17 protein-coding genes and 1 pseudogene are annotated in these 26,253 nt (G+C 72.5%); 1 reads left to right on the top strand and 17 read right to left on the bottom strand.

What is annotated here, in order from left to right; genetic code table 11:
- Positions 1 to 53: 53 nt before the first annotated feature.
- From IOD14_RS02410 to bldG, 10 genes are all read right to left on the bottom strand, one after another.
- Positions 54 to 1,259 (bottom strand): DNA polymerase III subunit delta', encoded by a 1,206-nt coding sequence (locus IOD14_RS02410; RefSeq protein WP_123990807.1) that lies wholly within the window; start codon positions 1,257 to 1,259, stop codon positions 54 to 56.
- A 238-nt stretch (positions 1,260 to 1,497) separates the two neighbouring features.
- Entirely contained in the window at positions 1,498 to 4,692 is a 3,195-nt protein-coding gene (gene tmk, locus IOD14_RS02405) for a dTMP kinase (RefSeq protein WP_212669551.1), read from the bottom strand.
- 124 nt (positions 4,693 to 4,816) lie between these two features.
- Positions 4,817 to 7,651 carry a type I DNA topoisomerase gene (topA, locus tag IOD14_RS02400; protein WP_123990805.1) on the bottom strand — a complete coding sequence of 945 codons (2,835 nt, stop codon included), beginning with the start codon at positions 7,649 to 7,651 and terminating at the stop codon, positions 4,817 to 4,819.
- Positions 7,652 to 7,933: 282 nt separating this feature from the next.
- Entirely contained in the window at positions 7,934 to 8,131 is a 198-nt protein-coding gene (locus IOD14_RS02395) for a hypothetical protein (RefSeq protein ID WP_123990804.1), read from the bottom strand.
- Positions 8,132 to 8,475: 344 nt separating this feature from the next.
- Positions 8,476 to 10,944 (bottom strand): serine/threonine-protein kinase, encoded by a 2,469-nt coding sequence (locus IOD14_RS02390; protein ID WP_212669550.1) that lies wholly within the window; start codon positions 10,942 to 10,944, stop codon positions 8,476 to 8,478.
- A gap of 351 nt (positions 10,945 to 11,295) precedes the next feature.
- Positions 11,296 to 12,828, bottom strand: coding sequence for a class I SAM-dependent methyltransferase (locus IOD14_RS02385; RefSeq protein WP_123990802.1), 1,533 nt, complete (start codon positions 12,826 to 12,828; stop codon positions 11,296 to 11,298).
- A gap of 293 nt (positions 12,829 to 13,121) precedes the next feature.
- Entirely contained in the window at positions 13,122 to 13,739 is a 618-nt protein-coding gene (locus IOD14_RS02380) for a small secreted protein (protein ID WP_212669549.1), read from the bottom strand.
- A 196-nt stretch (positions 13,740 to 13,935) separates the two neighbouring features.
- On the bottom strand, positions 13,936 to 16,344 hold the full coding sequence (locus tag IOD14_RS02375; RefSeq protein ID WP_123990800.1) for a sodium-translocating pyrophosphatase: 2,409 nt from the start codon (positions 16,342 to 16,344) through the stop codon (positions 13,936 to 13,938).
- 266 nt (positions 16,345 to 16,610) lie between these two features.
- Positions 16,611 to 17,048 (bottom strand): ATP-binding protein, encoded by a 438-nt coding sequence (locus tag IOD14_RS02370; protein ID WP_123990799.1) that lies wholly within the window; start codon positions 17,046 to 17,048, stop codon positions 16,611 to 16,613.
- Between the two features lie 120 nt (positions 17,049 to 17,168).
- Positions 17,169 to 17,510, bottom strand: a complete 342-nt coding sequence (bldG, locus tag IOD14_RS02365; protein ID WP_006132569.1) for an anti-sigma factor antagonist BldG — start codon at positions 17,508 to 17,510, stop codon at positions 17,169 to 17,171.
- An 80-nt stretch (positions 17,511 to 17,590) separates the two neighbouring features.
- Between bldG and IOD14_RS02360 the strand changes: the two genes are divergently transcribed.
- Positions 17,591 to 20,197 (top strand): DEAD/DEAH box helicase, encoded by a 2,607-nt coding sequence (locus IOD14_RS02360; protein WP_249125813.1) that lies wholly within the window; start codon positions 17,591 to 17,593, stop codon positions 20,195 to 20,197.
- A gap of 58 nt (positions 20,198 to 20,255) precedes the next feature.
- On the opposite strand, the pseudogene IOD14_RS44135 reads toward IOD14_RS02360, so the two are convergent.
- From IOD14_RS44135 to ssd, 7 genes and pseudogenes are all read right to left on the bottom strand, one after another.
- Positions 20,256 to 20,546 (bottom strand): annotated as a pseudogene (locus IOD14_RS44135) (Rv3654c family TadE-like protein); the annotation flags it as partial.
- Positions 20,547 to 20,764: 218 nt separating this feature from the next.
- The gene (locus IOD14_RS02350; RefSeq protein WP_212669548.1) at positions 20,765 to 21,130 is read right to left on the bottom strand and encodes a TadE family type IV pilus minor pilin; all 366 of its coding nucleotides are present in this window, start codon (positions 21,128 to 21,130) and stop codon (positions 20,765 to 20,767) included.
- Complete coding sequence (locus tag IOD14_RS02345; RefSeq protein ID WP_123990796.1) at positions 21,117 to 21,338, bottom strand: DUF4244 domain-containing protein; 222 nt, start codon at positions 21,336 to 21,338, stop codon at positions 21,117 to 21,119. Before IOD14_RS02345 ends, IOD14_RS02350 begins: the two co-directional genes overlap by 14 nt.
- A 154-nt stretch (positions 21,339 to 21,492) precedes the next feature.
- Entirely contained in the window at positions 21,493 to 22,299 is an 807-nt protein-coding gene (locus IOD14_RS02340) for a type II secretion system F family protein (protein ID WP_212669547.1), read from the bottom strand.
- Positions 22,296 to 23,420: a type II secretion system F family protein gene (locus IOD14_RS02335; protein WP_349252424.1), complete on the bottom strand. Its 1,125-nt coding sequence runs from the start codon at positions 23,418 to 23,420 to the stop codon at positions 22,296 to 22,298. Before IOD14_RS02335 ends, IOD14_RS02340 begins: the two co-directional genes overlap by 4 nt.
- A 66-nt stretch (positions 23,421 to 23,486) precedes the next feature.
- Positions 23,487 to 24,656: a TadA family conjugal transfer-associated ATPase gene (locus tag IOD14_RS02330; RefSeq protein WP_123990794.1), complete on the bottom strand. Its 1,170-nt coding sequence runs from the start codon at positions 24,654 to 24,656 to the stop codon at positions 23,487 to 23,489.
- A gap of 281 nt (positions 24,657 to 24,937) precedes the next feature.
- Positions 24,938 to 26,050 (bottom strand): septum site-determining protein Ssd, encoded by a 1,113-nt coding sequence (gene ssd / locus IOD14_RS02325; RefSeq protein ID WP_212669546.1) that lies wholly within the window; start codon positions 26,048 to 26,050, stop codon positions 24,938 to 24,940.
- Positions 26,051 to 26,253: the final 203 nt, after the last annotated feature.

The raw sequence follows: 26,253 nt of genomic DNA, 5'->3' as shown, positions 1-26,253 counted from the left end.
CGCGGTTTACTGATTGCCCTCTGTGTAAACAAAGCCTCGTACGAGTGACGGGGTCAACCGGCTCTGAGCGCCATCGTCATGGCCTCCACCGCGAGCAGCGGGGCCACATTGCGGTCGAGGGCGTCGCGGCACGCGCCGATCGCCTCGATACGCCGGAGCGTGGTCTCCGGGGAGCTGCCGCGGGCGAGCCGCTCCAGGGCGTCCTCGGCGTCCGCGTTGGCGATCGCCACCCGGGAGCCGAGCTGGAGGGCGAGGACGTCACGGTAGAACGCGGTGAGGTCGGTCAGGGCCAGGTCGAGGCTGTCGCGCTGGGTACGTGTGCGGCGGCGCTTCTGGCGGTCCTCCAGATCCTTCATCACGCCCGCGGTGCCGCGGGGCATCCGGCCGCCCTGGGAGGCTCCCATCGCCGCCTTCAGGTCCTCGGTCTCCTTGCCGTCCATCTCCTCGGCGAGCTGCTTGGCGTCGTCGGCCGCCGCGTCGACCAGCTCCTGTGCCGCCCTGAGACAGCCGCCGACGTCCTCGACGCGCAGCGGGAGCTTCAGCACGGCGGCGCGGCGCTCGCGCGCGGCCGGGTCGGTGGCGAGGCGGCGGGCCCGGTCGACATGGCCCTGGGTGGCGCGGGCGGCGGCCATCGCGGCGGCCGGCTCGACGCCCTCCCGGCGCACGAGCATGTCGGCGACGGCCTCCACGGAGGGGGTGCTCAGGTTCAGGTGGCGGCAGCGGGAGCGGATCGTCGGCAGGACGTCCTCGATGGACGGCGCGCACAGCAGCCAGACCGTGCGGGGGGCGGGCTCCTCCACGGCCTTGAGGACCGCGTTGGCCGACTTCTCGTTCAGCCGCTCGGCGTCCTCGACGAGGATGATCTGCCAGCGGCCGTTCGCCGGCGAGGTGAACGACTTCCTGACGGTGTCCCGCATGTCGTCGGCGAGGATCTGGGTGCCGACGGCGGCCACGGAGGTGACGTCGGCGTGGGTGCCGATGAGTGCCGTGTGGCATCCGTCGCAGAATCCGCAGCCGGGCACTCCCCCGAGGGCCCGGTCGGGACTGACGCACTGCAGCGCGGCGGCGAAGGCCCGCGCCGCCTGGTTCCGGCCCGCCCCGGGAGGTCCCGTGAACAGCCAGGCATGGGTCATCTTCGACGCCTCGGGCGGCGGGGCATCGGTGGCGATGGCGGTGACCAGGGCGTCGGCGTCCCGAGCGGCGGCCGCGAGCTGCTCGCTCACCCGCTCCTGGCCGACCAGGTCGTCCCATACGGTCATGGGTCACGCCGCCCTTTCATTGCGTCCGGTGCTTCGGTCCATTGTGGGGGCGAGCACTGACAACGGTCCGACGGCCGGTTGTCGGCTGCGGGCGGGTGGGGGGGTGGTGGGGGGCGATCGCGCAGTTCCCCGCGCCCCCCTGAGTGGGTACGGTCCAAGCCCGCCGAACAACACCCACTCAGGGGCGCGGGGAACTGCACGACCAGCCACGACGCACCCGCACCCGCGAGACGGACCGCTACCGTCCCCGCCGCCGGCCCCGATCGTCGCCGTATCCCTCGTCGTGCGGGCCGAGCAACTCGTCGGCCAGCGACGGCAGATCGTCCAGCGGCGTCTCCTCGGCCCAGTCCGACCGCGCCCTGCGCCGAGGCGTTCCCGTCTCGTCGACCTGCGGCAGCTCCCGCGTCCGCTCCTCGTCCCGGAAGTACCCCGGCGGCACCCGATCCGCAGGCCCGCCCCCGGAAACAGGCGGCAGCACAGCGGTCTCGTCCGCCGCACCCGGAGGCACCGGCGGCAACACAGCCGTCTCCTCGGCAGACCCCGGAGGCACCGGCGGCAGCACCGCCGTCTCGTCCGCCGCACCCGGCGGCACCGGCGGCTGCGGCAGTTCGGTCGTCGCCTCGGAGTCGGCGCCGCCGGAGGCGGAGCCCGGCTCACCGCTGCTCCCCTCCTCCTTCTCCGCCTTGTCCATGCGGACGCGGGGCAGCACGGCCGTCTCGTCCACCGGGCCGCCCGACGCGTTCGTCGGCGTCACGACAGGCGTGGGCACGGTCGCCGCGTCCATTCCCGCCCGGGGAGCGGCGGGCTGCTGGGGCCCCGCCTCCGCCGCCGCGGCCGCCGACTCGGCGAGCCGCCGGGCCTGCTCGGCCCTCAGCAGCGCCTCCTCGGCCTTGCGCTGCTTCTCCAGCCGGCGCTCCTCGGCCTCGGCGCGCAGTCGCGCCTCCTCTTCGGCCCGCTTGCGGGCGGCCTCCTCCTGGGCCTTGCGCCGGGCCTCCTCCTCCGCGCGTGCCTTCTCCTCGGCGAGGAGGCGTGTCCGCTCCTCCTCGGCCCGCCTGCGCGCTTCCTCGGCCCGCAGCCGGGCCTCCTCCGCCTGGCGTTCGGCCTCGCGGCGCTGGGCCTCCTCCAGCTCGCGGCGCTTGCGCTCCTCCTCCTCGGCCTTCAGCCGGGCGAGCTGCTCCTGGCGCTCACGCTCCAGGCGCTCCTCCTCGGCCTTGCGCGCGGCCTCTTCCTCGGCCCTGCGCCGCGCCTCCTCCTCGGCCTTGCGGCGGGCCTCCTCCTGCTCCCGGATCTCCTGCTCGGACAGCGGCAGCATCTGGTCGAGGCGGTGCCGTACGACGGTGGTGACGGCCTCGGGCTCCTGTCCCGCGTCCACGACCAGGTACCGGCCGGGGTCGGCGGCGGCCAGCGTGAGGAACCCGGACCGCACGCGCGCGTGGAACTCCGCGGGCTCCGACTCCAGCCGGTCCGGAGCCTCGGTGAACCGCTCGCGGGCGATCTCCGGGGACACGTCCAGCAGGACCGTCAGATGCGGCACCAGACCGTCCGTCGCCCAGCGGTTGATGCGGGCGATCTCCGTCGGGGACAGATCGCGCCCGGCGCCCTGGTAGGCCACCGAGGAGTCGATGTACCGGTCGGAGATCACGACAGCGCCGCGCTCCAGCGCGGGCCTGACCACGGTGTCCACGTGCTCCGCGCGGTCCGCCGCGTACAGCAGCGCCTCCGCGCGGTGCGAGAGCCCGGCGCTCGACACGTCCAGCAGGATCGACCGCAGCCGCTTGCCGACCGGGGTCGCCCCCGGCTCGCGCGTCACCACGACCTCGTGGCCCTTGGCCCTGATCCACTCGGCGAGCGCCTCGGCCTGGGTGGACTTCCCGGCTCCGTCCCCGCCTTCCAGGGCGATGAAGAACCCTGTGGCGGCGGGCACCGTCTCCGGGTCGTCGCCGCCGAGCAGCGCGTCCCGCAGGTCGTGCCGCAGGGGGACACCGGACCGGTCGTCGACCTTGGCGAGCACGAGTGCGGCCACCGGCAGCAGCAGCGCCCCGACCAGCATCAGGGTGAACGCGGCACCGCCGTGCGCGAACACGAACTTGCCGTTCACCAGCCGGTGCGGTCCGATCGCCGCGGCCACCACGGGGGCGACCAGCGCGCCGAGCGCCACACCGACCCGCACGACCGCGTGCAGGTGCTCGGTGGTCCGCGCCCGCCGGTACTCCTCGGTCTCCTGGTCGAGCAGGGTGTGCCCGGTGTTGGCCGCGACGCCCGCGCCGACACCGGCCAGCGCGTCGATCAGCAGCACGGTGGTGACGTCCGGGACGAGCCCGGCGGCCAGCAGGGCGACGCCGGTGAAGGCGATCGCCAGCGCGAGCAGCCGGCGCCGCGAGAGCGTGACCAGCACCTTGGGTGCCGTACGGACACCGACCACGACACCGCCGGTCAGCGCGAGCACCATCAGCCCGTACAGCACCGGGCCGCCGCCCAGGTCCTTGGCGTGCAGCACGGCGGTGGCCACGGCGGCCGCTATCGCCCCGGCGACGGCCGCGCAGGCCGGCACCAGCAGCGGGATCGCACCGGTTCGGCCCTTGTCGACACCGGTGCCGGTCTTGGGCCGGCGCAGTCCCTCCAGCGGCGAACGCGCGCGCGGGGTGCGGGTGTCGGGGAGCTCCAGGAAGGTCACCACGGACAGGGACGCGGCGAACAGCCCGGCCGCGACGTACGAGGCGAGGGCCGCCTGGTGCTGACCGAACCAGTCGATGCCGGAGCCCAGCAGGTTGTTGAGCAGGCTCGCGGCGACCAGCACGGCACCGGCCAGCGGGATCGCCACGAAGGTCGTCCGCAGCGACAGGCGGCGCAGGGCGTCCAGGTGGTCCGGCAGCGGTCGTACCGTCGCCCCCTCCGGAGGCGGAGCCGGCAGCAGGGCGGGCGCCGCGCTCTCCCTGCACACGGTCCAGAAACGCTCGGCGACACCGGTCACGAAGACGGTCACCAGGAGCATCGCGAGGGCGTCGGCCGGCATCCAGTCGATCCACAGCGGCGCGACGATGAGCAGCGCGAGCCGGACTCCGTCGGCGCCGACCATGGTCCAGCGGCGGTCGAGCGGCCCCTCCTGCGAAGTGAGCGAGGTCAGCGGGCCCAGCAGGACGGCGCCGAAGAGCAGCGTCGCCAGGATGCGCGTACCGAAGACGGTCGCCACTGCGAACGCCACGCCGCGGTAGCCGCCGCCGAACGAACCCTCGGCGATCGCCGCCTGAAGGGCCAGCAGTACCAGCACCAGCAGCGCGAGGGTGTCGCCGATCCCGCCGACGAGCTGGGCGCTCCACAGGCGTTTGAGCTGGGGCCTGCGCAGCAGGGCGCGGACCGCTCGCTCGCGGGAGTCCGCGACCAGGGCGTCGTCGGGGGCCGGTTCAGGGGCCGTTGGCTGCTCCGCACGAGTCATGCGTTCAGCCTATCGGGAGCCACCGACAGCCCGGGGTGCCCGTCCTGACGTGCGCACGTCCCGACACCAAAGTGATGCCGGGACGTTCGCAATGCGAAGCCTCGGTGGAGGAACAGCGCCGGACTCAGTCCTCGGACGCCGCCTTCGAAGCCGCCGCCTTCTTCGCGGTGGCGGTCGTCTTCTTCGCCGTCGTCTTCTTCGCTGCCGTCGTCGTCTTCTTCGCCGCGGTCTTCTTGGCGGCCGTCGCCTTCTTGGCCGGGGCCTTCTTCGCGGGCGCCTTCTTGGCCGTCTTCTTGGCCGGGCCCTTCGCCCGCTTCTCGGCGAGCAGTTCGAAACCGCGCTCCGGGGTGATCTCCTCGACGCTGTCGCCGGAGCGCAGGGTCGCGTTGGTCTCCCCGTCGGTCACGTACGGCCCGAAACGACCGTCCTTGACCACGACCGGCTTCTCGCTGACCGGGTCGGTGCCCAGCTCCTTCAGCGGCGGCTTCGCGGCGGCCCGGCCGCGCTGCTTGGGCTGGGAGTAGATCTCCAGCGCCTCTTCGAGGGTGATCGTGAAGAGCTGGTCCTCGGTCTGGAGCGAGCGCGAGTCCGTGCCCTTCTTCAGGTACGGACCGTAGCGCCCGTTCTGCGCGGTGATCTCCTGGCCCTCGGCGTCGACGCCGACGACCCGCGGCAGCGACATCAGCCTGAGGGCGTCCTCCAGCGTCACCGTGTCCAGCGACATCGATTTGAACAGCGAGGCCGTACGCGGCTTCACGGCGTTCTTGCCGGTCTTCGGGGTGCCCTCGGGGAGCACCTCGGTGACGTACGGGCCGTAGCGGCCGTCACGGGCGATGATCTGGTGGCCCGTCACCGGGTCGGCGCCGAGCTCGAAGTCGCCGCTCGGCTTGGCGAGCAGCTCCTCGGCGAGCTCGACGGACAGCTCGTCCGGCGCCAGGTCCTCGGGCACGTCGGCCCGCTGGTGGTTCTCGGAGTCCTTCTCGCCGCGCTCGATGTACGGGCCGTAGCGGCCGACCCTGAGCACGATGTCGTTGCCCACCGGGAAAGAGGAGACCTCGCGCGCGTCGATCGCGCCCAGGTCGGTCACCAGCTCCTTGAGACCGCCGAGGTGGTCCCCGTCGCCGTTGCCCGCGTCGGCCGCGCCGCCGGTCGCGCCGCTCTCGCCCTCACCGAAGTAGAAGCGCCTCAGCCACGGCACCGACTGCGCCTGCCCGGCCGCGATGCGGTCGAGGTCGTCCTCCATGCGGGCGGTGAAGTCGTAGTCGACGAGCCGCCCGAAGTGCTTCTCCAGGAGGTTGACCACGGCGAAGGACAGGAAGGACGGCACGAGTGCCGTGCCCTTCTTGAAGACGTAGCCGCGGTCGAGGATCGTGCCGATGATCGAGGCGTACGTCGACGGACGGCCGATCTCGCGCTCTTCGAGCTCCTTGACCAGGCTGGCCTCGGTGTAGCGGGCCGGGGGCTTGGTGGCGTGCCCGTCGACCGTGATCTCCTCGGCGCTCAGGGCGTCGCCCTCGGCGACCTGCGGCAGCCGGCGCTCACGGTCGTCCAGCTCGGCGTTCGGGTCGTCGGCGCCCTCGACGTAGGCCTTGAGGAAGCCGTGGAAGGTGATCGTCTTGCCGGAGGCGCTGAACTCGACGTCCCGGCCGTCGGCGGCGGTGCCGCCGATCTTCACGGTCACGCTGTTGCCGGTCGCGTCCTTCATCTGCGAGGCGACGGTGCGCTTCCAGATCAGCTCGTAGAGCCGGAACTGGTCGCCGGTCAGGCCGGTCTCGGCCGGGGTGCGGAAACGATCACCCGACGGACGGATGGCCTCGTGCGCCTCCTGGGCGTTCTTGACCTTCCCGGCGTACGTGCGCGGGGCCGACGGCAGGTAGTCGGCGCCGTAGAGCTGGGTGACCTGGGCGCGGGCGGCGGCGACCGCCGTGTCGCTGAGGGTCGTGGAGTCCGTACGCATATAGGTGATGAAGCCGTTCTCGTACAGCTTCTGGGCCACCTGCATGGTCGCCTTCGCGCCGAAGCCGAGCTTGCGCGAGGCCTCCTGCTGGAGGGTCGTCGTACGGAAGGGGGCGTACGGCGAGCGGCGGTACGGCTTGGACTCGACCGAGCGGACCGCGAACCGCGTCTGCTCCAGGGCGGCGGCGAGCGCGCGGGCGTTCGCCTCGTCGAGGTGGAGGGTGTTCGCGCTCTTCAGCTGTCCCAGGGAGTCGAAGTCACGGCCCTGCGCGACCCGCCTGCCGTCGACGGTCTGCAGGCGGGCGACCAGCGACGACGGGTCCGAGGGGTCTCCCGCGCGGCCGGTCGCGAAGGTGCCCGTCAGGTCCCAGTACTCGGCGGAACGGAACGCGATGCGCTCGCGCTCCCGCTCCACGACGAGCCGGGTCGCGACCGACTGGACACGGCCGGCCGACAGGCGCGGCATGACCTTCTTCCACAGGACCGGCGAGACCTCGTAGCCGTAGAGGCGGTCGAGGATGCGGCGGGTCTCCTGGGCGTCGACCAGCTTCTGGTTCAGCTCGCGCGGGTTGGCGACGGCGGCCTGGATCGCGGCCTTGGTGATCTCGTGGAAGACCATCCGCTTGACCGGGACCTTGGGCTTGAGCACCTCCTGGAGGTGCCAGGCGATGGCCTCGCCCTCGCGGTCCTCATCGGTGGCGAGGAAGAGCTCGTCGGAGTCCTTCAGCAGGTCCTTGAGCTTCTTGACCTGCGCCCTCTTGTCGGCATTGACGACATAGATGGGCTCGAAGTCGTGCTCGACGTCCACGCCGAGGCGGCGGACCTCGCCGGTGTACTTCTCGGGCACCTCGGCGGCGCCGTTGGGGAGGTCGCGGATGTGCCCCACGCTCGCCTCGACGACGTATCCGGGGCCGAGATAGCCCTTGATCGTCTTCGCCTTGGCAGGCGACTCGACGATGACGAGTCGGCGGCCGCCCTGTGCGGTCTCGCTGGTCGGGGACAACTTCGCTCTTCTCTCCGGTCGACGCTGGGCTCTCCCCAGGTCTTGGTTCCCGGGGTCGGGTCATGCTGACGCTGCGGAGTGTGACGGTACATCCCGCCCCCGTGTCAAACGGGAAAAGCCCGCAACGGCCACTCGAACGGTAACCCGACTACCGCCATTCCTGCCGCCCGGAGTACCCACCGGCCTTTTCGAGCTCATCCGGAGGGCGATCTCCCCATTACCGGTCGACCCTCTTGTGAAGACGTCCCGGCAGCCGTCCCGGATGCCGCCCGAGCAGCCGTCCTAGAGTCGGGTGAAGCACCACGCGGCGAGGGCCAGCGCAATGAGCGAGGCCAGAGTCGCGAGGGTCGCGGATGCGACGGGACTCACACCGTGGGCGACGCCTTCACCCTGGCGTACCCGGGCCGCGGTCCACACCAGCAGCCCTCCTCCGAACAGGGCGAACACCATTCCCGCGAAGATCGCCGGTCCGCTCTCCATGGTTCCCCGTGCCCCTTTTCTCCCGCTCCGCGCGTGTGTCTGCGACGGAGACTGGCACGCGCGGACGGCGGACAGACGAACCCCGGGTGAACGCCGCACCGACACGGTCTTCGGTTCCCCCTGACCGGTCCCCGCCACGCCCCCGCCACGCCCCCGACCGACCGCCGGCCCGCCGACGGAGCCACCGCGATCGCCCGCGGATCGCGCCCGGTCCCGCGCGGATCCCGTCCGGATCCCGTTCCGGATGCCGTCCGGTTCTCGTTCGCTTCTCGTCCGGTTCTCACCCGGATCCCGCACTTGTGGGACCGGACACGCACCGGATTCGGCACGGAAAGCGGCCGGATTCAGACCGCGCCGGGCGGGGGTATCTTCCCGCTCGACTTCTTGTTGTCGGTCAGGCTGACCGTGCACACGATCTTGTTGAATCCCTTCTTCCAGTCGTCCTCGTCGGCCACCCAGCCGTACACAAGGCGCTCCTGGTCGGGCGCCCAGGCCGACTCGAATTTGTTGCCGCACAACTTCGTCGCGTTGTCGGTGCCCTTCTTGTGGCTCATTCCGGCCGGGGCCTGAACTGTGCCGATCACCTGGTCGGTGTGGGGTTTCGAGCAGTCGGTGAGCGGAGCCTTGTAGCCGTCGTCGAGCTGCTGGTACACCCAGCAGTCGCCGAGGCTCATCTGACCCACCCACAGGTCCGTCCCGAGGTCCCGGAAGCGGCCCACCTCACCGCCTATCGCGGCATGGCGGCCGAGCACGAGACATGCCGTACCGCTGCCCGCCGCACCGAAGCCCTCCTCGGTGGGCACGACGGCGTAGCCGGCCGCGTCCGGCAGCGCGTCCACGACGGCCCGGGTCAGGTTCGCGCAGCGTTTCGCGCCCTGAGCCCTGGCGTCGGCGAAGTCGGTCGCCGTGTCGACCGCCACCACCTGGCCGTCCGGCCAGTCGTCCGCGCAGTCCACGACCCCCAGGTTCGGTGCCGACCTGAACGGCGTCCCCGACCACACCGCCTGCACGCAGTCGCCGGTCTCCAGGGGCTGGTCGAGCCCGACGACGTCGCCGTACGGCAGCACGGGCCCCGTGGGCGACGCCCCCTGTGACGTACGCCCGCTCGCGCTCGGCGAGGACTTGGTCGCGGTGTTCTTCCGGCCGTCGTCCCCGGTCAGCGACACGATCGCCCACGCGCCGCCGGCGATGACGAGGAGCACACCGACGACGAGCGCGACGACCGCGAGGCGCTTGCTGGCGGCGGGACGGGGTGGTGGGGGCGGAGGCTGGGGCGCAGGGAACGGCGCCATGCCTCCGGGGCCGCCGTGAGCGGTGGGCGCACCGGACGTACCGAGGGTGTCGGATCCGCCCGCCGCGCCGTATCCGCCCGAGCCGCCGTATCCGCCCGTCGGTCCGCTCCCGTACGGCTGCGAGTACGGGAGCGGCGTCGGAGCACCCTCGCCGTAGGGCGGCGGGCCGGCGTACGGGTTGGCCTGGCCGCCGCCAGGGGGCGGCTGCGGAGGCCCGCTCCCGTAGGGGCCGGGCCGGGCTTCACCGCGTGCGTACGGACCGGCCGGCGCATAGGGGTTGCCGGGTTCCGGTGTGTGCCCGGCGGCGGGTGGCCATGCGCCGTACGGCGGCGCCGGTGGCGAGCCGGAGGGCGTTCCCGGCGTGCCCGGCGTGGCCGGTCCCCTGGCGTGGAAGGCACCGTCGGCCGACCCTGCTCCGGCCGGGCCCGCGTCGACCGGACCGTCGCCTCCCGGTGCGGCCGCACCCCCCGCACGGGCTGCGGCGGAACCGGCGCCGGCCGCGTCCACCGGGGTGTGCGGTGTCTGTGGAGTGCCCGGAGCCGAACCCCAGCCCCCGGCCGACGGACCGAACCCTCCCCCGGGATACCCGTATCCCGGCCCCGACGCGACCGCACCGGCACCCGCACCCGCGGCCCCGCCCCACGCATCCGCCGTCCCCTGCAGGACCCGCTCCAGCCCCCGCTTCACCGCCTCCGGCGAGAACCTGCGCACGGGATCCTTGACCAGCAGTCCCAGCAGCACCGGCGTCAGTTCGCCGGACCGGACGGGCGGGGTGGGGTCCTCGCCCAGCAGAGCCGTCAGCGTGGCGAACTCGCCGTGGCGGTCGAAGGGGCCGCGGCCCTCGACGGCGGCGTACAGCGTGGCGCCGAGGGAGAACAGGTCGGCGGCCGGAGTGGGCGGTTCGCCCCGTGCGCGCTCCGGCGCGAGATATCCCGGCGTGCCGAGGATGCCCGCGGTCGCGGTGAGCCGGGGTTCGCGGGACTCGGGCTGGAGGGCGATGCCGTAGTCGGTGAGCAGCACGCGCGCGTGAGGGTCGCCCGAAGCGTCCGGTGCCAGAAGGATGTTGGCCGGTTTCACATCCCGGTGGAGGATGCCGACGCGATGTCCCGCGGTGAGGGCGTCGAGGACAGCGAGACCGACACGGGCCGCCTGCTCGGGCGACAGCGGCCCGGAACGCCGTACCTGGGCCTGGAGGTCGATCGCGTCGGGCACGTACTCCATGACGATCCACGGCAGCCCCTCGTACACCACCACGTCGTGCACCGTCGCCACATGCGGATGACCGCGCAGCCGGGCCGCGTGCCGGGCCTCGCTGCGGGCCCGGGCGATGCGCTGGGCCGTCTCGCCGGCGTCCATGGGCGCGTCCGGAAGCGCGATCTCCTTCATCGCGACCTCGCAGGCCAGCTCGTCGTCGTACGCCAGCCACACGCGGCCCATGCCGCCCGCGCCGAGCGTACGCAGCAGGCGGTACCGGCCGTTGATGGTCCTGCCTTCACCCTGATCCGGCGTATCCCCCGCCATCACGCCTCCCCCCGAGACCCGGACACCGGGTCCGAGACAGCGCGCCTCCCCCGAGAACGCGTCAGCTCTGTCTCTCGAAGGTAGCTTCGCACCCACCACTGACAGGAGCCCTTTTCCGGGGCAATCCCGCCAGAGCGGACACATGGGTCTCAGGAGCGCGAGTACGCCTCAGCGGCGGCGGGCAGGACGCCACGAGCTGCGGGGAAAGGTCGCCTCCGGCAGCGGCGGATCACCGGGCGCAGCGGGGCATCACCGGTCGCAAGGACGGATCACCGGTCGCGGGGCCGGATCACCGGTCGCTGGGACGGATCACCGGTCGCTGGGACGGGTGGCGCGGATTCCTGGAACGGCTCACGCCGGTTCCAGGAACCCCTGTTCCACCAGCACCCGGATCTGCGCGGGCGTACGGTCGCGCAGCATGACCGGGTCCTCGCCCATGAGCTGGGCGATCGCGTCGAGGATGCGGCCCGCGCTCAGCGAGCCGTCGCACACGCCGGCGAAGCCCGCGCCGACGGTGTCCACCTTGGTGGCCCGGCGCATCCCGCGGTGCTGGCGCAGCACGACGTGTTCCGGGTCCTCGGCCCCGGGCAGTCCGACCTGCTCCTGGATGATCTCGGGGGCGAGTGCGAAGTGCGCCTCCAGCAGGGCCGCGTCGTCATGGGCGCGCAGGTAGTCGAGGCGCTCGAAGTGCGCCCGGACGGTGTCGCCGAGCGGCTGCTCCACCGGGTGCGGCCACTCCTCGACGGTGATGGAGGGTACGGCGGAGCCCGTCCTGCGCAGGGTGATCCAGCCGAAGCCCACGGCCTTCACCTTGCGCGCCTCGAACTCGTCCAGCCAGGCGTCGTACAGCGCCTGGTACTCGGCCGGGTCGCCCCGGTGGTCGCCGGCGTCCCTGAGCCACAACTCGGCGTACTGCGTGATGTCCTGGACCTCGCGCTGCACGATCCATGCGTCGCACCCGCGCGGCACCCACGACCTGAGCCGGTCCTGCCAGTCCTCCCCCGCCACGTGCTGCCAGTTGGCGAGGAACTGCGCGAACCCGCCCTCGTTCAGCAGTTCCCCCGCTCCCTGAACGACCGAGCGGCACAGATCGTCCCCGCCCATCCCGCCGTCCCGGTACGTCAGTCGGGCACCGGGCGAGATCACGAAGGGCGGGTTCGACACGATGAGGTCGTACGTCTCGCCCTGCTTGAGCGGCTCGAACAGCGAGCCCTCCCGCAGATCGGCTGCGGGGGCGCCGGACAGGGCCAGCGTGAGCGCGGTGATGTGCAGCGCGCGCGGGTTGAGGTCGGTCGCCGTCACGCGCGTGGCGTGCCGCGCGGCGTGCAGGGCCTGGATGCCGGACCCGGTGCCGAGGTCGAGGGCGGACGAGACGGGCGTACGGATGGTGATCCCGGCAAGGGTCGTGGAGGCGCCGCCGACCCCCAGGACGACACCCTCCTCACGGCTCCCGATGCCACCGGCGCCGCCGACGGCACAGCCGAGGTCCGACACGATGAACCAGTCCTCGCCATCGGGTCCGCCGTACGGCCGTACGTCCACCGTCGCGGCGACTTCGTCCGCGCCGGCGCGCACCAGCCAACCGCTCTCCAGGCACGCGTCGACGGGCAGAACGTCCGCCACGCGCGCGTGGAGCACCGGTTGCTGGAGGAGGAACAGGCGTACGAGCACTTCCAGCGGGGTGTCCCCGCGGGTGGCCCGGAGCGCGGGCACGGTCTCGCTGCGGGCGAGCGCCGCGTACGCGGGGGCGCCGAGCAGCTCGAGCAGTCCGTCGGCGGTGAAGGAGGCCCCGAGCAGGGCGTCCCGCAGCCGGGCGATGACATCGGGACCGCCGGGGGCGGAGGCGGGAGCGGAGGGCAGCGTGGGCAGGCTGGAGATACTCACGCCCCCATTGTGGCCCGGCTCCACCGCACGGCACGCCTCACCGAACGCCTCACGGAACGCCTGGGCGGCTCACCGAGGCGGAAGCGAGCACGCAGGAGCGCGGGAGTGCAGGAGCACAGGACCGCGGGCCCACAGGGCTGCAGGCGCTCAACCGCCGACAGCCCGAAGGCCGGGTTGCCGACATTCAGCCGTCCGCGGCCCGGATGCGCCCGCGCCCCACGCCCCGAACCTGGTCGCCCGAGTGCGCACGCACCCAGCCGCCCACCGGGCCCGCCCGGAGCCCCCGAACGCACTCAGCTGTCGGTCGCCGACGCGGAACCCGCCGGTGACGTGGAGGCCTGCTTGCAGCCCGACTGTTCGGCAAGTGCCTGCTTGGTGTCGCCCGACTCGAGGTCCTTCAGCGCGGTGAGGGCGGTCTGGCGCTGCGTCTCCACCTTCTTCATCTCGGCCGAGACGTCCTTGAGGCCCGTCGCGAACTTCGCCTGGTCCTTGGTGTCGAGCCCGTCCACCTGTGTCTTCATGTCGGCGTACGCCGTGGCGAGGGCGGTGAGCTGCTTGACGGCGTCCTGGAGCTTCTTCGCGCCGTCCTCGGCACCGGGAGGCGCCCCGGCGTTGCTGATGACCGTGGCGCGCGCCTTGTAGCCGTCCGACAGATCCTGGAAGGCCTGGGAATCGGCCTTCTGGAGCTCCACCGGGGTGCTCTCGGTGTCCTCGGCCGCCTTGGTGATCGCGTCGTAGGCCGCCGTGATCTTCTTGTTCTGGGCCGGCACCAGGTCACAGACCTTCTTGGCCCAGGCGTCGAGTTCCTTGTTGTCCTCGCTGCCACCGCATCCCGACAGCGCCAGTACCAGTACCGCACCGCCGGACAGTGCGGCCGCGAGCTTCTTGTTCACCGGATTGGTCCCTTCCATGGCCTCTCGGCCACCGGACGTTACACGGCAACGGCACCACATCCACACGTCGAATGCCCTGAATGAGAGCTTTTGCCGATGTTTGCACCATGCGAGAGAAGGCTCACGGCTGAGGGGCGTACACACGGAAGGCGGGCGGGCGGCGCACCAACATGCGCCGCCCGCCCGCCTCTTGAGCTGGGCCTCGTGCCAGGACCTACGAAACCACCGCGGGATCCGCCGACTTGGCCACCTTCTTCTCGTTGTCTTCGTCACCCATGGCGATACCGCGCCGCTTGGAGACGTAGACCGCGCCGGCGATCACGAGGAACGCGAGCACGGCGATGAAGATCCGTACACCCATGCTCTTGTCGTCGCCGTAGCTGAACTTGATCACCGCGGGGGCGATCAACAGCGCCACCAGGTTCATCACCTTCAGGAGCGGGTTGATCGCGGGTCCTGCGGTGTCCTTGAAGGGGTCGCCGACCGTGTCGCCGATCACCGTCGCGGCATGGGCCTCACTGCCCTTGCCACCGTGGTGACCGTCCTCGACGAGCTTCTTGGCGTTGTCCCAGGCACCGCCGGAGTTGGCCAGGAAGACCGCCATCAGGGTGCCGGCGCCGATCGCACCCGCGAGGAACGCGCCGAGCGCGCCGACCCCGAGGGTGAACCCGATGAAGATCGGCGCCAGTACGGCGAGCAGACCGGGTGTGGCCAGTTCGCGCAGGGCGTCCTTGGTGCAGATGTCGACGACCTTGCCGTACTCCGGCTCCTCGCTGTAGTCCATGATCCCGGGATGGTCGCGGAACTGCCGCCGCACCTCGTACACCACGGAACCCGCCGACCTCGACACCGCGTTGATCGCCAGCCCCGAGAAGAGGAAGACGACCGCCGCGCCGGCGATCAGGCCGACGAGGTTGTTGGGCTGCGAGATGTCCATCATCAGACTCAGCGGCGCGCCGTCCCCGCTGAGCTTCTCGCCGACGTCCTGCGCGCCGGTCGTGATCGCGTCACGGTACGACCCGAAGAGCGCCGATGCCGCGAGGACCGCGGTGGCGATGGCGATGCCCTTGGTGATGGCCTTGGTGGTGTTGCCGACGGCGTCCAGGTTGGTGAGCACCTGCGCGCCCGCGCCCTCGACGTCGCCGGACATCTCGGCGATGCCCTGCGCGTTGTCGGAGACCGGCCCGAAGGTGTCCATGGCGACGATCACGCCGACCGTGGTGAGCAGGCCGGTGCCGGCCAGCGCCACCGCGAACAGCGCCAGCATGATCGACGTACCGCCGAGCAGGAACGCCCCGTAGACGCCGAGGCCGATCAGCAGCGCGGTGTAGACGGCCGACTCGAGACCGATCGAGATACCGGCGAGGACGACGGTGGCGGGCCCTGTGAGAGAGCTCTTGCCGATGTCCTGGACCGGGCGGCGGTTGGTCTCCGTGAAGTAGCCGGTCAGCTGCTGGATGACGGCCGCGAGCAGGATGCCGATCGCCACCGCGACCAGGGCGAGGACCCTCGGGTCGCCGCCCTTGCCGCTGATCGCCGTGTCGGTGACCCCGTCGAGGTCGGCGTACTTGCCGGGGAGGTAGACGAAGACGGCGACCGCCACCAGCACGAGCGAGATCACCGCGGAGATGAAGAACCCACGGTTGATCGCGGACATGCCGCTGCGGTCGGAGCGGCGCGGGGCGACCGCGAAGATGCCGATCATCGCGGTGATCACGCCGATCGCCGGGACGAGCAGCGGGAAGGCGAGTCCGGAGTCGCCGAAGGCCGCCTTGCCGAGGATCAGCGCGGCGACCAGGGTCACGGCGTACGACTCGAAGAGGTCGGCCGCCATGCCCGCGCAGTCCCCGACGTTGTCGCCCACGTTGTCGGCGATGGTCGCGGCATTGCGCGGGTCGTCCTCCGGGATGCCCTGCTCGACCTTGCCGACCAGGTCGGCGCCGACGTCGGCGGCCTTGGTGAAGATGCCGCCGCCGACCCTCATGAACATCGCGATGAGCGCCGCACCGAGACCGAAGCCCTCCAGGACCTTCGGCGCGTCGGCCGCGTACACCAGCACCACACAGGAGGCGCCGAGCAGACCGAGCCCCACCGTGAACATGCCGACCACGCCGCCCGTGCGGAAAGCGATCTTCATGGCTTTGTGGGAGACGGCGGTGAGATCCTTTTCCGGCTCGCCTTCCGCCGGAGTGGCTTCTCGGGCCGCCGCGGCCACCCGCACATTGCTGCGCACGGCGAGCCACATGCCGATATAGCCGGTGGCCGCCGAGAACCCCGCTCCGATCAAGAAGAACAGGGATCGGCCTGCGCGCTGATTCCAGTCGTCCGCGGGCAGCAGCATGAGCAGGAAGAACACGACGACGGCGAAAACGCCGAGGGTGCGCAACTGGCGAGCCAGATAGGCATTCGCGCCCTCCTGGATGGCCTTCGCGATCTTTTTCATGCTGTCGGTGCCCTCGCCGGCCGCGAGCACCTGGCGTACCAGGACGCCTGCCACCACGAGCGCCGCCAGGGCCACGACCGCGATGACCGCGATCAGCACCCGGTTGTCGTCGGTGAGCACCGCGGCCGCGAGGGTTGTTGTGGGCTGGTCCAACTGATCAGGGGTAGAAAGCCCCGCCATTCGTCCTCCTTGACGCTTGGGCTGAGCTCAAGATGTGGACGGATTGTAGGTACCCCGCCGTGATCAAAACAGGGCGCGGTAAACGGAATTAGCCTTTACGGAACCTGAAAGAAGTAATGCCTCGAAGGCATTGTGATCCATTTGCTAGATCGTGAATTGCTTCACGAAATGGATGCACAGACCACTGTAGGCACAGAAAGGGCCCCGTGACATGCCGAAGGGCCCTAACGGGTAGGGCCCTTCGGTGCAAGAAAACGCGGTGCGAGTCAGGGAAGCGTCGCGGCCGGCGGCGTGGTCGGCCAGGTCATACGGATCTGTCCGCCGTGCTCCCCTGCGGTGACCTCGACGTCGTCGACGAGGCCGCTGATGACCGCGAGGCCCATCTCGTCCTCCTCGGTCTCCACGTCGTGGTCCTCACCCGGCGCGCCCGATGCCCGGTCGCCCGGGGCCGAACGCGGCGCCTCGTCGCCGACCTCGATGGAGAACTGCTTCTCCTCCTCGATCAGCAGCACCTTGACCGGCGCGCTGATGCCGCCGCTCTGGTGCAGTCCGACGGCACGGGTACAGGCCTCGCCGACGGCGAGCCTGACCTCGTCGAGGACGGCCTCGTCCACTCCGGACCTGCGCGCCACCGCTGCCGCCACCAGTCGGGCGGTCCTGACATGCTCGGGCAGCGCGCTGAAACGGAGTTCAACGGTGGCCATGCGTCCCCCTCGGAACTACGGGCGTGCTGTCGAGGGACCGGGCCGCCGAAAGCCCGGACCCCCTCCTTTTGCTTCTACCGACGTCCTTCTGCCGATCCGGGCACGGGCCCGGGAATCAGGTCAGTCGGTCGCCGCCACCGCTTCCTCGACCGAGGTGTGGATCGGGAACACCTTGGTGAGGCCGGTGATACGGAAGATCTTGAGAATGCGCTCCTGGTTGCAGACCAGGCGCAGCGAGCCCTCATGGGCACGCACACGCTTCAGGCCGCCGACCAGCACGCCGAGTCCGGTGGAGTCGAGGAAGTCCACGCCCTCCATGTCGACGACAAGGTGGAAACTGCCGTCGTTCACCAGCTCGACCAGCTGCTCGCGCAGCTTGGGCGCGGTATATACGTCGATTTCGCCACCGACCCTGACGATCGTGCGATCGCCGACGGTCTCGGTCGACAGGGACAGGTCCACGGATCCTCCAGCACCTTGCTATCGAGCGGTCGCCCCTCGGGACACCTCGGCAGAGCCCCCGGGACGGTTCGCCAGCCGCGATGGCATTCAATCACTTACCGGCAGGCGTGCACGACGCCTTGGTCCCATTGTCCGTCACGCCAGTGACACACTCGGTGCCGATGGCCAAGAATCTCCGATCCGATCGACCCTCGACGGACGCCGGTCCCCGCCCCGCGCCGAGCACGGTTCTGGACCGGCTCGCCGCCGGGCCGAGCCGGTCTGCGCGCATCACTCATACGGAGCACTTGCCCCCACGTGCGGGTCGCCATGCCGTCTGGCCCGACCGGATCCGCCCCGAGGTCATCGCGGCCGTCCAGGCGTGCGGCATCGAGCACCCCTGGGCCCACCAGGCACGCGCGGCCGAGCACGCCCTGGACGGCGAGTCGGTCGTCGTCGCCACCGGCACCGCCTCCGGCAAGTCCCTGGCGTACCTCGTGCCGGTCCTGTCCACCCTCCTGGACGGCTCCGAGGCCCCGAACGGCCGCGGTGCCACCACGCTCTACCTGTCCCCGACGAAGGCCCTGGCAGCGGACCAGTGCCGCTCGGTGAAGGAACTTTCACAACCGCTGGGCAATTCCGTGCGTCCCGCGGTCTACGACGGCGACACGCCGTTCGAGGAACGCGAGTGGATCCGCCAGTACGCCAACTACGTGCTGACCAATCCGGACATGCTGCACCGCGGGATACTCCCGTCCCACTCCCGCTGGTCCTCCTTCCTGAAGGCGCTCAAGTACGTCGTCATCGACGAGTGCCACACCTACCGGGGCGTGTTCGGCTCCCATGTCGCCCAGGTGCTGCGCCGTCTGCGCCGCCTCTGCGCCCGCTACGGCGCCTCCCCCGTCTTCCTGCTGGCCTCCGCGACCGCCGCCGAGCCGTCGGTCGCCGCCCGCCGCCTGACCGGCCTGCCGGTGGTCGAGGTCGCCGACGACGCCTCCCCCCGCGGCGAACTGGTGTTTGCCCTCTGGGAGCCCCCGCTCACCGAGATGCAGGGCGAGAAGGGCGCCCCGGTCCGCCGCACCGCCACCGCGGAGACGGCGGACCTCCTCACCGACCTCGCCGTGCAGGGCGTGCGCTCGGTCGCCTTCGTGCGCTCCCGGCGCGGCGCCGAGCTGATCTCCGTGATCGCCCAGGAACGGCTGGCCGAGGTCGACCGCTCCCTGGCCCGACGCGTGGCGGCGTACCGCGGCGGCTATCTCCCCGAGGAGCGCCGCGCCCTGGAACAGGCCCTGCACTCGGGAGAACTGCTGGGCCTGGCCGCCACCTCGGCTCTGGAACTCGGCATCGACGTCTCGGGACTGGACGCCGTACTGATCTGCGGCTACCCCGGCACGCGCGCGTCCCTGTGGCAGCAGGCCGGCCGGGCCGGACGGGCCGGCCAGGGCGCCCTGGCGGTCCTCGTGGCCCGCGACGACCCCCTGGACACCTACCTCGTCCACCACCCCGAGGCCCTCTTCGACCGGCCGGTGGAGTCCACGGTCCTGGACCCCGACAACCCGTACGTCCTCGCCCCGCACCTGTGCGCGGCCGCGGCGGAACTGCCGTTGACCGACGAGGACATGGAGTTGTTCGGGCCGGAGACCGAGAGCCTGCTGGGGCAGCTGGAGTCCGCGAAGCTGCTGCGCCGCCGCACCAAGGCCTGGCACTGGACCCGTCGGGAGCGGGCCGCCGACCTCACCGACATCCGCGGGGAGGGCGGCCGTCCCATCCAGATCGTCGAGTCGGGCACCGGCCGCCTCCTCGGCACGGTCGACGCGGGCTCCGCCCACACCGCCGTCCACGAGGGCGCGGTCCACCTCCACCAGGGGCGCACCTATCTCGTCCGCTCGCTGGACCTGGAGGACTCGGTCGCCCTGGTCGAGGAGGCGAACCCGTCCTACTCGACGGTCGCCCGCGACACGACGGCGATCTCCGTCCTCGAGACGGACGTCGAAGTGCCCTGGGGCGAAGGCCGGTTGTGCTACGGCTCCGTCGAGGTCACCAACCAGGTCGTCTCCTTCCTCCGCAGACGCCTCATCACCGGTGAAGTACTGGGCGAGACGAAACTGGACCTCCCTCCTCGTACGCTGCGCACCCGCGCGGTGTGGTGGACGGTCACCGAGGACCAGCTCGACGAGGCCCGGATCAACCCGGAGATCCTCGGCGGCGCCCTGCACGCCGCGGAACACGCCTCCATCGGCCTCCTCCCGCTCTTCGCGACCTGCGACCGCTGGGACATCGGCGGGGTCTCCATCCCCCTCCACCCCGACACGCTCCTCCCCACGGTCTTCGTCTACGACGGCCACCCGGGCGGCGCGGGCTTCGCGGAGCGCGCCTTCCACACCGCCCGCGCCTGGCTCACCGCCACCCGCCAGGCCATCGCCTCCTGCGAGTGCGACGCCGGCTGCCCGTCCTGCATCCAGTCCCCCAAGTGCGGCAACGGCAATGACCCGCTGCACAAGAGGGGGGCGGTACGCCTCCTCACGGTGCTGTTGCGGGGGGCGCCGGAGGAGGGAGTCTCCGGGGCGCCGGGGACGGTGCCCCACGAGGTGCCGGAGGAAGGGCGCGCCGGGGCTCAGGAGGGAGCACCCCCTGGAATCCCGGATCCCGGCTCCCCGGAGCGGCCGGACCTCCAGGGCGCGGCGGGCTCCAGCCCCGAGAAGACGTAACCGCAGCGCCCTCTAGGGCTGGCGGAAGCGGCGCCTTTGGCGGAACCGGAGCCATTGGCGGAACCGGCCCCGCAGGTCCCGCCCGTGCCCTGACCTCCGCCGTGAACGGCCCCCGTCCCGAGGCCGCCGTCACGTCCGAGACCTCGCCGACCAGCGCGCACCTCACGAGCCGCGCATTCTGGTTCCGCGCCACCTCACCAGCCCGGGCGCAGGCCGCCGCGGGCCCGTCGGCCCAGTGGTCCGCGGCCGCGAGCGCCGCGAGATCCGCACCGCCGGCCGCCCGATGCCGTACGACGACGGCCTGCCCGAGAGCCAGCACGAACCCGAACACCACGCACAGCACCGCGATGGCACCGACACTCCAGACGGTGGCAGAACCCCGGTCCGAACGGCCGGCGGCGACATGCCCGCCGACGAACCGGACGGCAGCGCGGCGGACCCGGTCGAACCACTGACCGGCGGACCGATCGCCCCCTGCACGGCCGATTCCTGCGCGCCCGATCCCCGACCGCACGGTGGCGAACCGTGCTCCAGGACGCCGTCCCTGATTCCCCTTCATCCCCCTCCTCAGCCCCCTTCCCCCACCGTCGCCTCCACCAGCGCCACGGCCTCCTCCCGCACCTCGAAGGGCAGACCGTGCAGCGCGGGTGGCCTCGCCACGACCACGACACGGACCCGGTCGCCCTCCCGGGCGACCGTCACCTGCGCGTCGCGCGGTGCCGTGTCCCGAACCACCCGGACGACCGCCTCGTCGGGGTCCTCGCGAGCCGCCGCGCGGGCTCCCGTCCTGGCCGCATCCACGCACTGGATCTGCGCGGCCACCACGAGCAGCCCCCACACCAGCGCCATCGCGAACATCACCAGAACGGGCAGCACCATGGCCGACTCCGCCGTCACGAACCCCTGGTCCGCCGCCCCTTCACGCCTCCGCATCGAGCGCCCTCTTCACGATGGCCTCGAGTTCCGCGCTGACGGTCCCGCTCGTCACCACCTTGTAGAGCACCACCGCGAACGCCACCGCCGCGACAATCCCCATCGCGTACTCGGAGGTGACCATTCCGTCGTCCCCGCGCATCGACCGCGCCCGGCACACCGTCCTGCACACCAGGGCCCGCATCCGCGCCCGTACTGCCTTGTACATCTCAACCCCCGTAAGGTTCAGTCCCGTTGATCAGCGGTCCGACAGCTCGTCCGACCGCGCGTCCGGCTTCTCGCCCGACCGCTCGTGCACCTGCTCGCCTGTCTGCCGACGCACCCGGCTCATCCGACAAACCCGGCTCACCACCCGTCCGCCGTCATCGCCCACCCCCTCCCAGCACTCCTCCCGCGAGCCCGATCACGATCGGCAGCACGCCGACCGCGATGAACGCGGGCAGGAAACACAGCCCCACCGGCGCGGTGACCAGCACGGCGGCCTTCCGAGCCCGGGCCGTCGCGGCACGCCCCCAGTCGGCGCGGGCGTCAGCCGCGAGCCCGGCGACCGGTCCGGCCGCGGGCACCCCGGTCACGTCGGCGCGCTCCAGCAGCCGGGCCAGCGCCCCGGCGCCCGGTGTGGAGGCGAGCTTTCGCCAGGCCTCGCCCGGTGCACCGCCGAGGCGTACCTCCGCCGCCCCGCGCGCGAGTCCCTCTCCCACCGGACCGCCCAGTGCCTCGCCGACAGCCTGTGCCGCGATCACGGGGCCGGCGCCCGCCGCGATGCAGGCGGCCAGCAGATCGGCGGCGAGCGGCAGTTGCCGAGCCGCCTCGCGCGCGTCAACCTCTCCGGCACCGGCACCGGCACCGGCACCGGCGCTCTGCCGAAGCCGCCACCGCCACCGCCACAAGCCCGCCGCGACGACCAGTCCGACCACGACACCGGCGACTCCGCCGACCAGGACCCAGCCGGAACACCCGACGCCGAGCACGGGCAGCCACCGTCGCGCGAACTCCCGCCCTTCGAAGCGCGGGCCCTCGACCCCGGCCTCCGCGGCGGCAAGCAGCGCTCCGAGCCGTCGCCGCAGTCTCCGCTCACGCCGCACCTGCGCGGCCCACCGGGCGAACCAGGCGACCGCCAGCGCGGTTCCCAGCACTACCCCCAGCCTGTGGACAACTTCCGCGCTCATGCCGCCTCGGCTCCCCGTACGATCCGCGTCGCCCACCACATCCCGACGCCCTCCAGCAGGCCACCGACCAGCAGACAGCCCAGCCCGGTCCCGGTGTGCAGCAGGACGTGCAGGGGATCGGCGCCGAGCGCGGCACCGAGGCCCAGCCCCAGCACCGGCAGCCCGGCGAGCATCCACGCCGTGGACCTTGCTCCCGCCAACTGGGCGCGCAGGTCGGCCCGTTGGTCACGCTCGGCCCGCAACGCCCCTTCGAGCCGATCGAGGCCGGCCGCGAGCCCCGCGCCCTGGTCCACGGCCACCCGCCAGCACGCGGCAAGCCCCAGCAGTCCCTCGGCACCGGGCCGGCGGGCCGCCGCAGCGAGCGCGCCCGGAACATCCCCGCCGAACCGGGCCGCCGCCAGCACGGCGGCCTGTGTCTCCCCGATCCCACCGAACGCCGACGCTCCAGGACTGGACCCGACCGAACCGCCCCGGACGTCTCCCGAGTCTCCGGCCCCGGCCCCACCCGAGCCGACCCCGACGTCTCCCACGCGCCCGCCTCCGGCCCCACCCGAGCCGACCCCGACGTCTCCCACGCCCCCGCCTCCGGCCCCACCCGAACGGACCCCACCCGCTCCCCCAGGACCGCCGTCTCCCGCCCTCTCGAAGTCCCGCACCCCCCGCACCAGCGCCTCCCCCGGCTGCCGCCCCGCCCGTACCTCCCCGGCGACCACCGCGCACAGCGCGATCACCGCGTCGGCCCGTCGCTCACGCACCCGACGCTCCTCCCGGGCCAGCCGCACCCGCCGCAGCAACGGCACCCCGGCCGCCCCCGCCACGACCGGCAGCACCGAGGCCCCCAGCACGGCGAGCACCAACCCGGCGGCCACCGCCCACCACTCGAACCCCAGCCGCCGACGGACCCGCTGCAGCTCCCCAGCCACTCGCAGCCATGGCGCAGGCCCGGCTCCCACCACCCCGCCGCCCGCCAGCAGCACCTGCGCCCGCCGCATCCCGGAGCGCCGCCCGCCCCACAGCCACACAGCCGCCCCGAGGCACCCCACGGCCACACCCGTCGACACCACCGACATCTCCCCCATCCCGATCACCACGTCCTCCCACCGCCCGAGCCGTCCCGTCACCGGCCAACCGGCCCATCACCGTCCGAGCCGTCCCGTCACCCTCAAGCCGGCCCCGATCCCCCCGGGTCATCCGCCCTCCCCCGGCAGCCGCACCGCACCCCCGAGGAGCCCTCGCAGCCGCTCCCACCCCCGCTCGTACGCGAACGCCTCCGCTCCCCACCGCAGCGCCGGAACCGTCCGCACCAGCCCTGTGGCGTCCCGCTCCAGCACCCGCACCTCGGCGATCCGCCGCCGCCCGGCCCGGTCGCGCACGAGATGCAGGACGACCGACAACGCGGCCGCCAACTGGCTGTGCAGTGCGGCCCGGTCGAGGCCGGCCGCCGTCCCCAGCGCCTCCAGGCGGGCCGGCACGTCGGCCGCCGCGTTGGCGTGGACGGTCCCGCAGCCGCCCTCATGGCCCGTGTTCAAGGCCGCCAGCAGATCCAGCACCTCGGGCCCGCGCACCTCACCCACCACGAGCCGGTCCGGCCGCATCCGCAGGGCCTGTCGCACCAGGTCCTCCAGCGTCACGAGTCCGGCGCCCTCCTGGTTGGCGGGTCTCGTCTCCAGCCGGACGACATGCGGATGGTCCGGTCTGAGCTCCGCCGAGTCCTCGGCGAGCACGATCCGCTCGCCGGGTCCGACGAGCCCCAGCAGGGCGCTCAGCAGCGTCGTCTTGCCGGTGCCGGTCCCGCCGCTGATGAGGAAGGACAGCCGCGCGTCGAGCAGCGCCCGCAGCACCCGGTCCCCGCCCGGCGGGACCGTGCCGGCGGCGACCAGTTCGTCGAGCGTGAACGCGCGCGGCCGTACGACCCGCAGCGACAGACAGGCGCAGCCGACCGCGACCGGAGGAAGCACCGCGTGCAGCCGCGTGCCGTCCGGAAGCCGGGCGTCGACCCAGGGCCGCGCGTCGTCGAGGCGCCGCCCCGCCACCGCGGCGAGCCGCTGCGCGAGTCGTCGTACGGCGGCCGCGTCCGGGAAGGCGACGGCGGTCAGTTCGAGTCCGCCGCCCCGGTCCACCCAGACCCGGTCCGGGGCCGACACGAGGACGTCCGTCACCGACGGGTCGGCGAGCAACGGTTCCAGGGGTCCGCTGCCGACCAGTTCGGAACGCAACCTCTCGGCCGCGCCCAGCACTTCGGCGTCTCCTAGGACCCGTCCCTGCTCCCGCAGCGCCTGCGCCACCCGCGCGGGCGTCGGTTCGGCTCCGCTCTCGGCCAGCCACTGCCGTACGCCGTCGAGCATCCCGGGAGCCATGTCGGCACCGGCAGCCGAGGACACCACCGGCACGTCCGCGGGGGCCGACCGCAGCCGCCCTGAGGCAGCACCGGCCTGCACCTCACCCGACCACCGTCGCTCAACGGAACCAGAACCGGAACCGACGCCGACACCGACACCGACACCGACACCGACACCGACACCGACACCGACACCGACACCGACACCAGGATCATCCAGCCGCCCCCGCCCCGCAGCGCCGCCCCGCTGTGCTTCGCGGTGCGCACCGCCACGCACCTGCCCGAAGTCCGAGAACACGCTCATGCCGCTCCCGCCTCCGTCAGCGCGCGCTCCCAGAAGTCCTTGCAGAACCGCGCCAGCGGCCCCCGCACGGCAGCCCCCGGTGGTGATCCGCTCCCCTGGGCCCGCTGGAGACCCGACTCGACCGGGATCTCGCCCACCAGGGGAAGTCCCAGCAGACGGGCCACCTCGCGGTCGTCGAGTCCGGGTGCGTAGGGGCCGCGTACCGCCACCCTCAGATCGCGCAGGACCATGCCGACCGCCGAGGCCACCCGGCCGGCCGCGGCGACGGCGCGCAGTTCGGCGGGGACCACGAGGATCCCCAGGTCGATCTGGGCGAGTGCCTCGGCGACGCCGTCGTCGAGGCGGCGGGGCAGGTCGACGACGACGGTGCCGCCCCGGCGCCGGGCCGCGGCGAGCACCGCCCGCACGGCCTGGGGCGGGACGGCGATGCGGTCGCCGCGGTCCCAGCTCAGCACCCGCAGCGAGTGCAGCCGTGGCAGCGACTCCTCCAGGGCGCCGCCGCCGACCCGGCCGCGCGAGGCGGCGAACGCGGGCCATCGCAGCCCTTCGGTGCTCTCTCCGCCGAGGAGTACGTCGAGTCCGCCGCCCAGCGGATCTGCGTCCACGAGGAGTGTGCGCAGGCCCTCACGCGCGGAGGTGACGGCGAGGGCGCACGCGAGCGTGGAGGCTCCGGCCCCGCCGCGTCCGCCGATGACGCCGACGGTGAGGGCGGGCCGGCCGACGCCCTCGGTGACGTCGGCGATCCGGTCGACCAGCCACTGCTCGCCGTCGGGCAGCATCAGGACGTGGTCGGCGCCGATCTCGACGGCCCGCTTCCACACCCCGGAGTCGTCCTGGTCCCGGCCCACGAGCACCACTCCGCGCCTGCGGGCGGCCCCGCGCACACGTCGTGCGGCGTCGTCGCCGACCAGGACGAGCGGGGCGGCCTCCCAGCTGCCTCTGGGCTCCGGCACTCCGTGGTGGACCTCGGCCTTGGCCCCGGCCGCCGCGCACAGCCGCAGCAGGTCGTCGAGCAGGTCCTCGTCCTCCGTGACGATCAACGGCTGTCCCGGCCGCCCTCCGGCGGCGGGCTGCCCTTCAGGTGTGACGGCTGCGGTCACGGTCTCCATCCCCCTTCGCCGCGCAGCGCCGGGCCTCCTCGGTGAGCCCGCGCGACGCCTCTCTCACGCGGCCCCTTCGGCCCCGCGATTCCCATACATGTGAAGAACCGGCAACCGGCCTCCATATGAGCGGCCGATAGAAACCGGCCAAACACACCCGACTAACCAGAACCGGCCATGAAGTCGGCGGGAGCAGGGCGTGTGGGAATCAC

It is taken from the genome of Streptomyces sp. A2-16 (genome assembly GCF_018128905.1).
Classification (GTDB): domain Bacteria; phylum Actinomycetota; class Actinomycetes; order Streptomycetales; family Streptomycetaceae; genus Streptomyces.
The sequence above is the reverse complement of the archived record's forward strand: the minus strand, read 5'-3'. Positions and strand labels throughout refer to the sequence as shown.